This is a genomic window from Methylobacterium soli (genome assembly GCF_008806385.1).
In the GTDB taxonomy this organism is placed as follows: Bacteria; Pseudomonadota; Alphaproteobacteria; order Rhizobiales; family Beijerinckiaceae; genus Methylobacterium; species Methylobacterium soli.
In genome coordinates this window covers 17,247-30,836 of sequence record NZ_VZZK01000034.1, presented here as the reverse complement: position 1 = coordinate 30,836, position 13,590 = coordinate 17,247, and the positions used below count along the sequence as shown (strand labels likewise).

Annotated in this window: 20 protein-coding genes; 8 read left to right on the top strand and 12 right to left on the bottom strand. The window is 63.8% G+C overall.

What is annotated here, in order from left to right; all coding sequences use genetic code 11:
- Nucleotides 1-782 precede the first annotated feature (782 nt).
- From F6X53_RS33400 to F6X53_RS24880, 4 genes are all read left to right on the top strand, one after another.
- Entirely contained in the window at nucleotides 783-965 is a 183-nt protein-coding gene (locus F6X53_RS33400) for a ribosome modulation factor (RefSeq protein ID WP_151003382.1), read from the top strand.
- A 703-nt stretch (nucleotides 966-1,668) separates the two neighbouring features.
- Nucleotides 1,669-1,854, top strand: a complete 186-nt coding sequence (locus F6X53_RS24890) for a hypothetical protein (protein ID WP_238296003.1) — start codon at nucleotides 1,669-1,671, stop codon at nucleotides 1,852-1,854.
- Between the two features lie 202 nt (nucleotides 1,855-2,056).
- Entirely contained in the window at nucleotides 2,057-2,251 is a 195-nt protein-coding gene (locus tag F6X53_RS24885) for a DUF4258 domain-containing protein (protein WP_151003380.1), read from the top strand.
- A gap of 205 nt (nucleotides 2,252-2,456) precedes the next feature.
- Nucleotides 2,457-2,903: a helix-turn-helix domain-containing protein gene (locus tag F6X53_RS24880; RefSeq protein ID WP_151003378.1), complete on the top strand. Its 447-nt coding sequence runs from the start codon at nucleotides 2,457-2,459 to the stop codon at nucleotides 2,901-2,903.
- Between the two features lie 310 nt (nucleotides 2,904-3,213).
- Here the strand turns inward: F6X53_RS24880 and F6X53_RS24875 are convergent, their stop codons facing one another.
- Entirely contained in the window at nucleotides 3,214-3,420 is a 207-nt protein-coding gene (locus tag F6X53_RS24875; RefSeq protein ID WP_151003376.1) for a hypothetical protein, read from the bottom strand.
- A gap of 311 nt (nucleotides 3,421-3,731) precedes the next feature.
- Between F6X53_RS24875 and F6X53_RS24870 the strand changes: the two genes are divergently transcribed.
- On the top strand, nucleotides 3,732-4,193 hold the full coding sequence (locus F6X53_RS24870) for a hypothetical protein (RefSeq protein ID WP_151003374.1): 462 nt from the start codon (nucleotides 3,732-3,734) through the stop codon (nucleotides 4,191-4,193).
- Between the two features lie 367 nt (nucleotides 4,194-4,560).
- On the opposite strand, the gene F6X53_RS24865 is transcribed toward F6X53_RS24870, so the two are convergent.
- From F6X53_RS24865 to F6X53_RS24835, 8 genes are all read right to left on the bottom strand, one after another.
- On the bottom strand, nucleotides 4,561-4,821 hold the full coding sequence (locus F6X53_RS24865; protein ID WP_151003372.1) for a hypothetical protein: 261 nt from the start codon (nucleotides 4,819-4,821) through the stop codon (nucleotides 4,561-4,563).
- 54 nt (nucleotides 4,822-4,875) lie between these two features.
- Nucleotides 4,876-5,106, bottom strand: a complete 231-nt coding sequence (locus F6X53_RS24860) for a hypothetical protein (RefSeq protein WP_151003370.1) — start codon at nucleotides 5,104-5,106, stop codon at nucleotides 4,876-4,878.
- A gap of 26 nt (nucleotides 5,107-5,132) precedes the next feature.
- On the bottom strand, nucleotides 5,133-5,261 hold the full coding sequence (locus tag F6X53_RS33755) for a hypothetical protein (protein ID WP_280526066.1): 129 nt from the start codon (nucleotides 5,259-5,261) through the stop codon (nucleotides 5,133-5,135).
- A 396-nt stretch (nucleotides 5,262-5,657) separates the two neighbouring features.
- Nucleotides 5,658-6,245 carry a Ros/MucR family transcriptional regulator gene (locus tag F6X53_RS24855; protein WP_425324702.1) on the bottom strand — a complete coding sequence of 196 codons (588 nt, stop codon included), beginning with the start codon at nucleotides 6,243-6,245 and terminating at the stop codon, nucleotides 5,658-5,660.
- Between the two features lie 28 nt (nucleotides 6,246-6,273).
- Nucleotides 6,274-6,519, bottom strand: coding sequence for a hypothetical protein (locus F6X53_RS24850; protein ID WP_151003368.1), 246 nt, complete (start codon nucleotides 6,517-6,519; stop codon nucleotides 6,274-6,276).
- Nucleotides 6,520-6,590: 71 nt separating this feature from the next.
- Nucleotides 6,591-7,214 carry a hypothetical protein gene (locus F6X53_RS24845; protein WP_151003367.1) on the bottom strand — a complete coding sequence of 208 codons (624 nt, stop codon included), beginning with the start codon at nucleotides 7,212-7,214 and terminating at the stop codon, nucleotides 6,591-6,593.
- Nucleotides 7,215-7,226: 12 nt separating this feature from the next.
- Complete coding sequence (locus F6X53_RS24840) at nucleotides 7,227-7,673, bottom strand: hypothetical protein (protein ID WP_151003365.1); 447 nt, start codon at nucleotides 7,671-7,673, stop codon at nucleotides 7,227-7,229.
- Entirely contained in the window at nucleotides 7,670-8,161 is a 492-nt protein-coding gene (locus F6X53_RS24835; RefSeq protein ID WP_151003363.1) for a hypothetical protein, read from the bottom strand. Before F6X53_RS24835 ends, F6X53_RS24840 begins: the two co-directional genes overlap by 4 nt.
- 636 nt (nucleotides 8,162-8,797) lie before the next feature.
- On the opposite strand from F6X53_RS24835, the gene F6X53_RS24830 reads away from it, so the two are divergent.
- From F6X53_RS24830 to F6X53_RS33750, 3 genes are all read left to right on the top strand, one after another.
- Entirely contained in the window at nucleotides 8,798-9,046 is a 249-nt protein-coding gene (locus tag F6X53_RS24830; protein ID WP_151003361.1) for a hypothetical protein, read from the top strand.
- A 67-nt stretch (nucleotides 9,047-9,113) separates the two neighbouring features.
- On the top strand, nucleotides 9,114-9,779 hold the full coding sequence (locus F6X53_RS24825; RefSeq protein ID WP_151003359.1) for a recombinase family protein: 666 nt from the start codon (nucleotides 9,114-9,116) through the stop codon (nucleotides 9,777-9,779).
- Between the two features lie 8 nt (nucleotides 9,780-9,787).
- Complete coding sequence (locus F6X53_RS33750) at nucleotides 9,788-9,916, top strand: hypothetical protein (protein ID WP_280526065.1); 129 nt, start codon at nucleotides 9,788-9,790, stop codon at nucleotides 9,914-9,916.
- A 10-nt stretch (nucleotides 9,917-9,926) separates the two neighbouring features.
- Here the strand turns inward: F6X53_RS33750 and F6X53_RS24820 are convergent, their stop codons facing one another.
- From F6X53_RS24820 to F6X53_RS24810, 3 genes are all read right to left on the bottom strand, one after another.
- Entirely contained in the window at nucleotides 9,927-10,268 is a 342-nt protein-coding gene (locus F6X53_RS24820) for a hypothetical protein (protein WP_151003358.1), read from the bottom strand.
- Nucleotides 10,269-10,279: 11 nt separating this feature from the next.
- Nucleotides 10,280-10,834, bottom strand: coding sequence for an HGGxSTG domain-containing protein (locus tag F6X53_RS24815; RefSeq protein WP_151003356.1), 555 nt, complete (start codon nucleotides 10,832-10,834; stop codon nucleotides 10,280-10,282).
- Nucleotides 10,835-11,257: 423 nt separating this feature from the next.
- A complete protein-coding gene (locus F6X53_RS24810) occupies nucleotides 11,258-13,444 on the bottom strand; it encodes an AAA family ATPase (protein WP_151003354.1) in 2,187 nt (728 codons plus the stop codon).
- Nucleotides 13,445-13,590: the final 146 nt, after the last annotated feature.

Genomic DNA, 13,590 nt, shown 5'->3' with positions numbered 1-13,590 from the left:
CGCCCGAGGATTGTGATGCTCCAGCAGCCGAACGCAAATAGCGCGTAGCCAAGTCGCCGAGCTTCCTGCCGTGCCGTGCCCTGCCGGACTGTGCATCCGATGCCAATGTTCCGTACCGGCACAGGACTAAACTGTTTTGCGAGCGCCTGTAGAAATCTCCGCATCTCGGTGTTCATAATCGGAACTCCTGGCGTACTCAGATATACATTCCAGGCTTGATGAGCAAAGTCCATACCCCAGGGTGGTGGTTCACCTGCCAGCTACGTAGTTATGCTCAGGGTCGCCCACTGATCGGCATTTCCTGCGCGCACGCGGTCCGTGTTGGCGAATTCCTAAGACGCTCGGCCGGCCTGGTTCGCCGGCGCGGGCTTTTTGGTGCGGAGTGCCTCGGGAAGGGGTTGGCTTTGTCTGCGATCGCACCATCCTGCTCGCGTTGGAGTAGACTCCCGGCGCGGCCCCACCGATACCTCTTCCTCAAATTGCGGTCGGTGGGGCCATCATTCGCTGTGGCTTTCGCCCGCCCTGCATAGTGAGAATATCTACGATGCAGCATTACATTTGATATGTGTTAAGTACCATGGCTCGGCCATCGCTGGTCTGCCGCCCGTGAGGGCAGCATCGTCGCCGGCAATTCAAGCTCTTCCTCAGTTGGCGACCCCGCCCGTCAGCCCGCCCGGTTCGCCGCGGCGGGCTTCTTTGTGCACCTTCCGAGCGGTTTGGTGCGGGATCTACGCGAGCGAAGCCAAGTTGGTTCGGCGGGGGCGGAAACCGGAGCCAGCAAGATGGCTGAACCGCAACACACCCGAGCCGATCCGATCGAGCAAGGTGCGTACGCCCGCATTCATGGCCGGCCACGAGATGCTTGCCCCTATCCGCAGGACTCGGAGGAACGCATGGCTTGGCTGGAGGGCTTCGACGGCAAGCCTCGTGAGCGAGCGCTAGATCTGCCACTTGCCGCAGCCTGAGCCTCTTCGAACTTCCAGCCCGCCCAGTTCGCCGGCGCGGGCCTTTTTGTGCGCTCCGAACCTGATCCAGGTGAGTTGCCGCTCGGCGATGAAGGCGCAAGGTGAGGTGGTCGGTTGACTCCCGACACGGCCCTGCTGACTGCTCATCTGCCGATCGCAGTCAGCCGGACGATCCCCCCTCGACTTCGCCCCGCAGCCCCTGGCGCGGGGCTTTTCCGTGCGGTCGGCGCCCAACATTTGTGGAAGCGCCGACCTTCTGCCGGATCGAGGTTTCCGAGTGTCAGGTCCATCAGCCCGACGTAGGCCCGCCGGCACTCCATTTCCCGATAGCGCCTGGCGGGGCCTTCCTATCGCGAACCTTGCACTCGGACTCAGCCCCACGACACCCAGGCGTGGGGCTCTTTATTTTCGGCCCCGTTTCACCTGCGTGAGTGTCGAGCCCTACCGCGGAAGGCAGGATGGCGACGTTGGGTGTCCTTCACCTGGCACGGCCTTGCCGGCACGTCTCTCCACACACCGCGCCGGCGGGGCCGCTCTTCTCGCATCACAGGCACTCAGCCCCGCAGCCTCACGGCGCGGGGCTTCTTCGTTAACGCGCAGCAACCCAAGGCGAAGAAGCGCAGGCAAGCGAGCGGGGCAGGAGCAACCTCCGACGCTGGGCCCAGTTGTCCGTCCCTGAGCCGGATCCATCCGGCAGGGAGGCATGATGAAGAAGCTCGCAATCCTTACGACGCTGGCGCTGTTATGCGCCGGCTCTGTTCTCGCTCAAGGTCGCGATCCGAACAGCTCGTCGGCTGCATCCGGCAATGCCGAAGGAAACAACAAGCCCCGGTCCAACTCGACCGGCGGCGGTGGAGGCAGCGGCCAGGGGCCTGGCGGCGGGGGCTAATCGGCCTCCATACGAAGAAAGCAGCCCCGCAGCCTCACGGCTCGCGGGGCTTTTCGTTGGTGAGGCGTGACAGGCCGCACAGACCCATGAGGTGCTCGTGACGACACTGCAACACAGGAGGGCTTGCGGAGTCGCTACCCCGTATTATCTCTAGCGAGGAACTTATCACCATGATAAGTGCTTTCGCTGCCAGGGGGAAACAATGGCGCCAAGCCAGCCATGGAAGCCGGCTACGGCGACCATCGAAATTCGAAAGCTGGCTCGGGACGAGCGGCTGCCAATGACTTATACGCGCCACATCCGGGAACGGTTGGCTGAGCGCGATCTGACGATCGGTGACGTCCTTTATGTGCTCAAGCACGGCTTCGTGTACGAGGAGCCGGAGGAATCGACCTGACCCAACTACTATAAATATCGCATTGAAAGTCGGTCTCCGAATTCGGGCAGCCGAACGGTCCGTGTGGTAGCTATCCCCGATTCTAACAACTGCGAAATGAAGTTGGTGACCGTGATGTACGTTGACGAATCGTAATGCCTGGTGGGGTGAGATATCCCCGTTTTGGGGACTTCGTGCCCCCGATAATAGAATACCGAGGGAAGCTATGAACGCGTATCGCTACACAGAGAGCGGCCTGACCAACGTCATCATCGAGGGCGCTACCCTCGTGCACGACGATGCTGGTGAGGAGTGTGTGACGATCCCGAACATCAACGGCCTGCACAAGGCTATCGCTCATGGAATCGTGACCAAGCGCTCCGCGATCACGGGGTCGGAACTCCGATTCCTGCGGACTGAAATGGGCCTGACACAGGCCGAGCTCGCCGCGATCGTCCATCGCGAGCCCCTGGCTGTGAGCCGATGGGAGCGAAACGAGTTCGAGATCGATAGCAACGCAGAAGCCATCATCCGGCTGGAAGCCATCGAGACGCTCGGCCTGCCGAGGGATGCTGGCGTGCGCGACATCGCCGGCTGGTGTGTGCCAAGCGCTGAGACGTCACCGCTCAGGATCGATGGGTCTGATCCGTCGAACTACAAAGTCGCCGCGTAACACAGGCGGATGATCGAAAAGAGCCCGCCGGCGCCGCCGCGCGGGCTTCGTCATGTCTGGAGCTTCCCATGAAGTCCGGTACCGATCCTTCGATACCCCGGCGTCGGATTAAGGGATGCTCATACCGTCAGCACGGCATGCGGGCCGGGCAGCTTCTGGTGACCATTCGCTCGGTCTCCGCATGGCACTCCGTCCCTGTTGGTCAAGCATCAGCGTCCGAGCCGCAGCACCCCGATGTCGAACAGCTCCGCGAGGCCGAGCAGGACGAGAAGGATGATCGCTGGTGGGATGAGGTGAACCCACGGACGCATCAGCGCCGCCTCGTCCTCGGGTCGGTGGCGGCGTTGGCGAGTATGATGCTCAGACCGGCGGTCAGCATGGCAAGCGCGATCAGATAGAGCTCGACCGCGAAGAGAGTCCCGCCGATGCGCGTCACGGGCCACACGATCAGCAGGAGCATGCCGATCGGCGGTACGAAGACGATGGTGCAGACGAGGGCGAAGAGCCTGTGGGGCATGCGGCCAGCGTAGCACGAGGTATGTACCGCCGGCACCCGCCCCGCAGGCTTTGCCATGTCTGAGGCTGTGATGGCTGCCTTCCGGCGCGCAACGCACCCTTAACCACGCAGGGCCATCATTGCGCATCCAGCCGCGCATCGCCCAGGTTTCGAGGCTGGATTGGCGGGCCAAGCCTTATAACCCCCCTAGGCTTGGCCCGCTGTTCAATGCCCTTGTTCAACCCGGCGGCACCGTTCGCCCAGACTCTGCGTCCCCTAACGGACGCTGAACTATATTCAAGACGCGCGGTTTCCCTCGAAAGGAGTGAAGCATGCGCCTATTCTTCATTTCAGCGACCGTGATTTGTCTTGGCGGCCCTGCGCTGGCGCAGTCTCACGGCGATGCTCTGGTTGATCCAGACCGAGAAACCGCTCGCCTCAACGAACTCCGGGCAACTTCCCCGCCGAAGCAGGCACAAGATCTCGACACACTGCAGCTTGCCTCGGCTCATCGCGAACGTGCGGCGTCAGTTCAGGAAAAAACGAACGGGCTGTGGCAGTCGTGGCTTGTGTCGATTTGCGAGGGTTGCGGCGACACACCTCCGCACCACAAGACGATCCAGAACGATTACGTCAAGAACAAAGGCTACGCGGGCCTGCCTTCGGAACCGAGGACGGTAAGTCAGCGGCAGGCGCCGCCTCAGAGGGAGGTGCCGGAAAGATATGGTCGCCGGCTTTACTCGGATCTCTCTCCCGAAATTGTCGGTCAGATCAGGCGCATGCCTGGGCGTTAGCTGTCGCCACACCCCGCGCAGGCTTCTTCATGTCTGGGCGCTGGTCCCAACCCGGCGCCGGTAACGACCCGCTAACCGCGCCGCGCCCATCATCCAGCGTCTGCCCGCGAATCCCTCCCCCTAGCGGTCGGACAGGCGAGCCGGACGGCTTTGACCTGTTGCTCGGCTCGCCCTTCACTGCAACAGCCACTGCGCCACGCCGTAGGTGATCGGCGGCAGCAGGAGCAGGAAGACCAGAAGGCCGATGCGGTGGGCCGAGTTGGTGGTCATGTGAGCAGCCAGATGGCGAACATGCCGACGATCGTCACGGTCAGCCCAACTGCGATCGTCATCATGACGCGACTGCTCCTGTCGGGCGGGCGTGCACTCATCGCTTCTCCGGCCGCCCCTGCAGCAGCACTTTCCGTAGCGCGGCCTTCTTCAAGCCTTCGCTGGCATCCGGATCGCGCATCGTCTTTGCCAGAAATCCATTTTGCCGCAACAATGTACCAACGATCAGCTCGTAGGGACCTACGGGAATGCGCGTCGCCGAGGGTGTGGCGAGCCACGCATTGACGGCGGCCTGAACCTCTTCCTCCGTCAGGGCTCCCTGTTGGAGCAGCGTCTCGATCGTCGCAGTCGATGCCATCCCTGCTTAAGCTAGGTCGCGGCCTCGCACCGCCCAGGGCAGCCGGTCCATCTCTCATCGCTTCTCAGGCCGCGCCAGCAGGATCGCTGAGCGCACCGCGGCGCGGCGGGCCGAGACACCAGCGGTCCGTCGGTACAGCGTCTTTGAGGCGAAGGGGTGCGCCGCCACCGCTGAGGCGACGTCCAACTCGTACTTCTCGCCAAGCGGAACCAGGCCAGGATCACCGAGCGCGAAGAACGCGTCGATTGCCGCTGTCACATCCGCAGGTTGGAGTTCACCCAACAAGACAAGCCTGCTGACGGTAGGCCCCGTCATCCTGGCGCCATGCACATCGCGGCGTGCAGGTCCTCGGCGCTGATCGCCCTCGCCTTGAACAGATCGCCGGTGGTCAGTGATTCGGCCATGTCGGCACGGTACGAGCGGCGAAACTCACCCGGCAAGCCGCTCCAGAACCGCAGGCGACGCCAACCTCTGGCGCGGCACCAGCCCCCCAGCCCCTTCGCCTCGGCGATGCAGCGTGGACGTTAGCGGCCGTGAACAGCTCGCGCCTGCATCGCCGACCGAAGCGCCTCATCGGCATACGGCGCCTCGGCGCTCCGCATCACAATCTCACGGATGCGAGCCACGCTGTCAGGCGCCGCGAACAGCTCGGCCAGAGTGGCATTGTTGCGGCCGAGGTAGGCGCGCCGCGCCTCCGGCATCCGCTAAGAGCGACCGGCCGCCAGTCCGAAGTGCCGTCAGACCCTGCTGCGGCAGCGTCTCGCCGCTTATGTCGGCAGGACCCTATTACGCGCCGGATGCCGGCTCGCCCGGTTTGGCGGGCGAGCCACTCTAGATCACGCAGCCTTGCGGCGGCCCCGCCTTGTCGATTTCTCATTTGCAGCCTGAGCGCCAGGGCGGCCGAGGCCGATGGCCCGGGCCAACTCGGAGCGCTGCGCGGCGTAGTTCGGCGCGACCAGTGGGTAGTCCCTCGGCAAGCCGTAACGCTCCCGATAGCTATGCGGGTCGAGATCATTCGCCGACAGATGCCGCTTGAGCGTCTTGTAGGGCTTGCCGTCGATGAAGCTGATCAGCGCGTCCGGCGTGATCGATTTGCGGATCTGCGAGGCCGTGGGCTTCTCGACTTCCTTCGCGGCTGGGGCCTGCGCGGCGCCAGTCGCGAGGCCATTCAGCGCCGCATGCACGTTGCTGAGCAGCGCCGGTAGTTCCGCGACCGGCACGGAGTTGTTCGCCACGTATGCGCTGACGATCTCGGCAGCGATCGCTACGAATTCGGGCGAGCTGCCCTGAGTTTCTTCTGACACGTATCTTATCCAGTATCTTAGCCCCTCACGGGCATAGATCATTTGCGCGCGCACGAGATCAAGGGGCCATGCCGTAAAATCTTCGGCGGTCCCGCATGTTTCTTGCTCCAGATCGGTCATTGCCTCGCGCACATTAGCGAAAACTTCGCTACGGGCTGTCGTTCACGATTGCAGCGCCGAGCCACTCAGCCGCCGCTTCTAATGATCTGAACTGGTGCTCTATCTCACAAAATGGAGCCGGGCGCTGCTCCGGCGGAATCTCGTCGAGGAGTTCGGCGCGCCAGCCCTTCGCCGTACCGCCAGGCGAGACCTCACGCACCACACCGCCCACAATTACCCCGTTCAGGGCGAGATCGTAGCTGCCGGGTGCGAGAGGGTGCAGCGTGTAGGTCATCGGTTGCTCTATGGTCCCGCCAGCTTGAACATCGACATATGAGTGGTGGGACGCGCCGCTGCACCCGGCTGTCATGCGGTGTTTTTCACCGCGCCGGCCGTGGAGCCGAACAGGCCTGTGTTGTAGGGGCTCTTGTAGGCTCCGTTCGACAAGGCCATGGCCTTCTCCTGAGCAGCTTGCGCTGCAAGGCCACTGGTAAGGGCGCCGAACAAATCACCGATTGGGCTGTATCCAGTCGGCTGCGAGAGGGCTGCGGCGCGCGAGTTGGCGGAGTTCACCGCCCCCGTGGCGTCGCCTGTCGCGTTCAGCGTCGTGATGAGGCTGGATCGCGCGTCCTCGACGTTCGAGCGCGCCTGGTTGGCGTAGGTCTGGGCCTGATCCGCCAAGGACGTCCGGTTGGTATCGTAGAGCTTCTGCAGCTCGCCTTCCTGGTAGCCTCGAGCAGAGCTGTCGAGGTTCCCCGACCGCGTGAGCGAGAACGTCAGCTCCTTCTGCGCCTTGCCGTATTGGTCCTCGAGCTGCGGCAGCGAGAAGCTCAGGAAGTTCTGCTTCTGCTTGTCGTAGAAAGCGTCGTCGAACTGCCCGAACGTGTCGTTGACCCGCTGCGTCCCATCGCGGATGCCCTGCTGCCGGATCGCTTCGTCCTGCCGGGCAATGGCTGCCTGCTTGCTGGCGCCGCCGTCCTTCTTTGCCATGAGCCCCGCCCCTCAGTGAGCCGTTGCCGACATGGGCTGAGCTGCGGCAAGCAGGCCCGGCCGCGTCGGAGTGCCCCGCTCGATCTCCAGCATGGCGCAGATCGTATCGAGGTCGTTGGCGACGATGCGGACGTTGAGGTGATCGAACTCGACCTCGGCGCTGCTGCGCTCAGGCGCGCCGGCCGGGGCCGCCCATGCCTGGAGCAGGGCTGCGAGAGCATTGACGCCGTCCCGCAGGCGCGGCCTGAAGGCCGCCGGGGCGTGCGGCCCGACAGCTTCCTGCGCCCGGGTGAGCGCCCGGCCGAGTTCGCCGCAGCCATCCTCGGACAGCACGCCGCGCCCGTGGCTACGGAAGGCCACCGCGAAGCCCTCGGAGAAGGCGAAGATAGGATCAGGCTCGGAGGCGGCGCGCTCGAATGCGGCCAAGGCTTCGGCGGCGCCTGCGGGTTCGTTCGTCATTGATCGGACTCCTGCGGTGAGAAGAAGAGGATCTCGCAGGGCTCGATCTCCGTCGGCATCGGCGGCAGGACCACGTGCGCGTAGCGCCTCGCCACCTCGTCGGCGCGGCGCAGGCACTCCAGATCGTTCAGCAGGATCTTGGAATGCATGACGCAGACGCGTACCTCGTCGCTCTGCGCGCACCGGCGCGGCTGCGGAATGGTCCAGGCCTGCACCACACCCCGCGCGCCGGCGAAGCCGCGCTCGAGCCGGCCGCGATCGTACTCGGTCGGCATGAGACGGCACCCGGCGATGTAGGCGCGGACGAGATGCCGCTGCAGCGCCTCACACTCACGGGCCGAGATAACGCCGCGCTCTACGCCCCGTCGCAGGTTAGCGAGACCAAGCTCCAGCGACCAAACGTAATCGGCTGCGGTTCCGCAGGCTGCGGCCTGCCCGAGGAACTGGCGGATGAAGGCGACGTCGTTGCGGGTGTCTTGGTGCTGCAACGAAGCAGTGTTTAACCGGCCTTGTGACATGCGATCGGACCTGACCAACGAGCAGCGAAGGGGAGCTGAGAACGCTCCGAACCCTTGCGTGGCTGTGCTCGTGTTTGGACTTGCGGATCTCCGCTGCCGAAGCACCGGAGGGGCGAGTGCGGCTGCCCGAGTGCCGCTCAGATCGGGACCAATGGAAGACTAGGCGATGAGGGCGCGAGAGACAAGGGTTTTGGCGTACTTTTTGTCAGCTAAAGTGCTTGAACTGCAAGATTTACTGGTGGCCCGAGAGTGATCGGCTGGACCGACAAAGTGTCGAAAAGATTTTCAGGGGCTAATTTTAGTTTCGCACCCTGACGCCGTTCTAGAACTCGGCGAGCGGGTGTACCGGGAGGGTGGCCCGGGGTCCTGGGCCGGCAGGTGGCGACGCCCTGTCGGCGCGGCGAGCGTCACGTCTGATCCGTCTGGTGCCTGTCTGATCTGTGCGTCGACGGCGATCCTGCCCCTGCCTGTCTTTAAGCTATTTCAGGCGCTTGCGCGGTTCTTTATCAGACAAACATCAGACTAACTCCAGACTTATGTACAGTATTTACTTTACTCAGCGTACAGTTTAGTACCTATGCCGTCATCAGAACTGGAGAAAACCCCGTGAATATCGATCATCGCCCCATCGACATGTATGTGTACCATGGCGCCCGTGAGTGCGAGATGCTCTATGAAATGCTCTTAGCCTGCGACGCCATCCCGACCAACATCGGCGAGCGCATGTGCGCCCTCGCGGCCTCAGTCCAGTCGAAGCTCGATCGCCTCGCCGACGCTCTCGATCCGAGCGCCATGACCATCACGCCCTGTGCTCCAGAAGTGTCGGTTCGGCCGCTCAATCCGTTAGCCTGCTAGTGCAGGTTGACAACCCCGCAAATCATTGCCATCGATATTGCAGGCTAACGGGTTAACAGAGGCGGCGATGGCGGTTTACGGTTATGCCCGGGTCTCTACCGGGCGGCAGGCATCGGAAGGCGAGAGCCTCGACGTTCAACAGCGTCAGATCGAGGGTTACGCGATGATGCAAGGGCTCGCACTCGACCGCATGTTCGTCGAGCGCGGCGTCTCCGGCTCGAAGCCGCTGGGCGAGCGAGCAGAAGGCGCCGCCCTGCTTGCTGTCCTTCAGCCGGGCGACGTCGTCATCACTGCGAAGCTCGACCGAATGTTCCGCTCGTCGCTGAACGCCCTCGACGTTCTGGCGCAGCTTAAGGCGCGCAGCATCAGTCTGCACATGATCGACTTGGGCGGCGATGTCACTGGCAACGGGATATCCAAGCTTGTCTTTACGATCCTCAGCGCCGTCGCCGAGGCGGAACGCGATCGGATCCGCGAGCGCATCGCTGTCGTGAAGGGCGATCAAAAGGAGCGCGGCCGGTATCTCGGAGGCACCATACCGTTCGGCTTCGCCGTACAGTCGGACGGCAGCCTTGCCGAAGTTGATGCTGAGCAGGCTGCCATCATCGAGATGATGGAATTAAGCTCCACCGGGAAATCGCTGCGCGCTATCGCGGCCGTCATGTCCGAGCGTGGGTTCACGATGAGCCACAACCGAGTTCGGGACATCCTTTCCCGCCCGAGGACCGCCTGAGACATCCCATGCTCGTACTGATTGCCTTCGTCGCCTTCTGCCTGCTGTTCTCTCTCCCGGCCTTGCTTGGCGGGGCTGCCATCGGCGCCGCGATGCAGCCTCCGCCGCGCGGAAGCCGCTCCAGCCGCCAGAGCTGAGCATTGCGTCTCAGTCGAAGACGTCGGAACCGCTCGGCGCCTCGGGCTCATCTTCTGCCGCATCGAGTTCGGCGAGATACGCTCGCGCGGCGTCGGCGGCCGCAATGAGTTCGGCGCGCGACAGGCTGCTCAACGCTTTTGTCCCCGCATCCTCCTGCCCGGCCACCTCGTAGGCTCCCGACAAGCGGAAGATGAGGTTTGCCGCGCCGAGGCGATCGGCGGGTCTGGCCTTCGGGTCCTTGCAGACCGCGATGGCGCCTTCGTAGGCGATCTCCAGGCCTTCGTTGCGGGCTCGAGTGCGGATGCGCTCCAGAGCCCTGTCAGGCTCGGCCTGCGGCTTTGCTCTCGCCATCGTTCCTGCTCCTAGCCAAAGACGCCGAGCCCTTCGCGCAGAGCGCGACGAAGGGTGGGCGGTTTCGCCTTGCGTTGGCGAGGAGCCTTCGGCTCCAGGCCCTTGCCTGCCATGAGATCCTGCAGCCACTGAGCGGCCTTGCGGTCGGCGCGGCGCCGAGCCCGCGCCGTGGCGCTGCCGGGCTTGTGAGAGGCCTGCCAGGCCACGTAGCGGGCGCGCTCGTCGGGGCTCATTTCCTCGACGCGGGCGATGGTCGCGAAGGCGCGCCTGCGCTTCTGTGCGTCGCTGCGAGCCTTGCCGGTCGGCATGCCGAGGCCGAGCGGAAAGCCCGGCGTGTGCCAGCCGGCGGGGCCGGAACCGCATGGAGTGGCGCCACCGTGTAGGCGGCAGCGCGTGCGTCCCTTCGCGGGCAGGCTCTGGCAGGGCGTGCCGGTCGACTTTCGCTTTGCCCCGCACTTCGGCAGCAGGTGCCGCTCCGCGTGGTGCTTGAGGATGGCAGCACGGGCGATGGCGCGCCACTCGGGCGATTTCGCCCAGACGAGATGTGTGCAGGTGTGCGCCCCCATGAACCCTGAACTTTCCTAAACGGCGTGAGGTATCATGTTACCGTGTTCAACGCTCAGGCGCCAATCGTTGTTCAGTGCGGCCCCACGTTGAGGGCCCCGACAATTTGTCGAACCGGCAATCTCAAAAACCTGATTGTTGGCGGTGCCACCGACCAGTACGCACGAGAGGGGGCAGGCGGCCCGCAGGCTGGCGCGGAGCGGTCGCCGCCCCCGGATACGTAGTATAGGCGACTTCCGCACCTCCGCAGATGAACCTCCGCACAACCTCCGCAAGCAAAATCAATGACTTACGATGCCTGCTCCGCAGCTCCGCAGGACTTCCGCAACGACTTCCGCAAAGCGACCTCCGCATAATGAAATCAATGACTTAGCGGCGAACCTCCGCAAAGGCCGGTTCAAGCTCCGCAGGGGCTCCGCAGCCAATCAGTCGAAAACACTTCCGGACGGGAAGGCCTCTGGTACTTCTTGCACCCGGCGATATCCCTTCCGCTTCGAGTGGCTGTCCACCGTGTCGATGGCGATGGCGCCCATATCCAGCCAGGTCTGGAGAAGCTCCTTGGCTCGGTCCGCATCCACCCCGAATTCTTTGACGAGCCGTGTCACCGCATAGCGGTCGCGGCTTCGCGAGTTCTGCCCCCACGGATCCTTTGAGCGCCATGCAGCGTCGATCGATTCGAGGATCCGTTCCTCTTGTTCAACAGGCACCGGCGCGCCGTTGCCATCCGACGTCAGGCACCGCGACACCACAACACTGTCCTTGCCGTCTGGAAGCTTCACGACGTCAAAGCGGTATGGCTCCGACCAGCCGTCCGGCGCGTCCTTCTGTTTCTCGCTGAGCAGCCGACCGACCGGCTTCCCGGGCTTGCGTTCGAGCTTGAACACGAAGTCGCCCGCCGCGGACAGCACAGTCGAGCCGCGCATACGACCGCCTTGCTTTGCCGCATGGTGGACACCCAGCACGACGCACTGAAACTCGGTGCGGATCACGTCACAGGCGTCGACGAAGCGCGTCATCTCCTTCTGTTGGTTCTCCTCCGCCCCTGGCATCGAGCGCGACACCGTATCGACCACCACCAAGACAGTGCCAAACGCGTCGGCGCGGATCGTCCGCGCCAGCTTCAGCACCTGCTCCTTGTCCATCAGGTCGACGCTGTGCCTGAGTAACGAGAACCGGGCGTCTGCGCCGACGACATTATGTCGGTGCATCCAAGCCTGTACGCGGAGCTTGAGACCGGCCACGCCCTCTCCCGCGATGTAGACGACATGGGCGCCGGCCGGCGCCAAGATCGGATCACCGTGCCAGGCCTTCAGGCCGAACGCGATGTGCAGGGCCCAATCGAGGGCGATGAAGCTCTTGCCGGTGCCGGGGTCACCGTAGAGGAAGCCCAAGGATGCCTCCGGTAAGTGCCGGTCGACGAGGTACACAGGATCCGGCATGTGCAGCAGGCCGTCGAGGCCGAGCAGCGTGAAGGTATCGGATGCCTGGACCTTCGGTGTTGGTGCCGGGCCGGTTTCGAGCTCGCCAGTGATCGGCTCGAAGAACTTGTCCTCCGGCATCATGTTCTCGCCGGTGTATCTGGCGGCGCGCTTATAGAGGTAAGACGCCCCGAGCACCCGGCCGGGAAAGAACCCACCGAAGTCGGAGATAGCGTTGTTGAGATCCTTGGTTCCCGCCGTCCACTTGGCGCACCAATCCCAGAAGATGTCGAAAGCGGCTTCCGGATCGTGGGGCAGAGCCGTTTTGATGGCGATGCCGAGCCAGATGTAGCCCTCGCGATCGCGAGTATCGTTGGGGATGGCCTGGACAGCCTTACGCACCGCGTCGACTGTCCCAATGAGATCCTCGAGCGGTAGGACCTTTTCGGAGTTGGGATGATTGAAGCTCGGGACCGTCGCCTCTGGCAGGATCTCAGCCAACCGGGCGAAGTACGCCTTCACCTTCTCGGGTGTGACGATGGTGAGCTCGTCAAAGGGCTTCAATCGCTCGGGCCACGAGTAAGGCTGGAGCGTGTGGGGATGGATGCCGCCCAAGACCGCTTGCCGGCCCTCGCTGAGCATCTCGACCCGCTCACGCTTGCCTTCCTGGCCGGTGAACTCCACCCGCTCGTAGGCCATTGGCTCTGTGATGCGGTAGAGCAGAAGAACCTTCGGTGCTCGCCCCACCCGCTGTGGCGCGGGGCCGAGGATCTCGACGGCGGCGGCCCGCGCTTTCTCAGATAGCTCTGGTGCCAGACTGTCGATGTCGATGGCGATGAGGCCTTCGCCGGTCCTGACACCGACACCAGCCTCCATGGTGAACCAGCGGATCAGATCGGCTTCGCAGGTTTCGTGCTGGTGCCAGTTGAACCCACGCCAGCCGTGCTGTCCGAGTTCGCCGACCGCCTTGCCGCGGGACTGAGGCCGGCGGGAGATCGACGAGTGCGGCGACAGCTCCGCCAAAGGCGGTACGATGGGGACGAGGCGCCTGTAGCCCATCTCCCATAACTTCCGAAACGGATTGATCCCCCGCCCATGACCGGCGACCGGGGCCGCGGAGCCTGTATCGGCCTGTATAGGCAGGTCGTCGGACTGTACGGGCTCGCCATCGCGAGTTACAATGCTGCGATCCATAGATATTTCCTGCCGAGCTGCTCTGCACAAGCGCTCGTGCCTGAGTTGAAGAGTTGAGGCGGCGGCTTCCCGATGGCGCGGGAAGGCCGCCGTTGCTCGTTTCCGGGCAGGTCTTGGCAGGCAGTTTTTTTTTCGAGGCGGCCGGC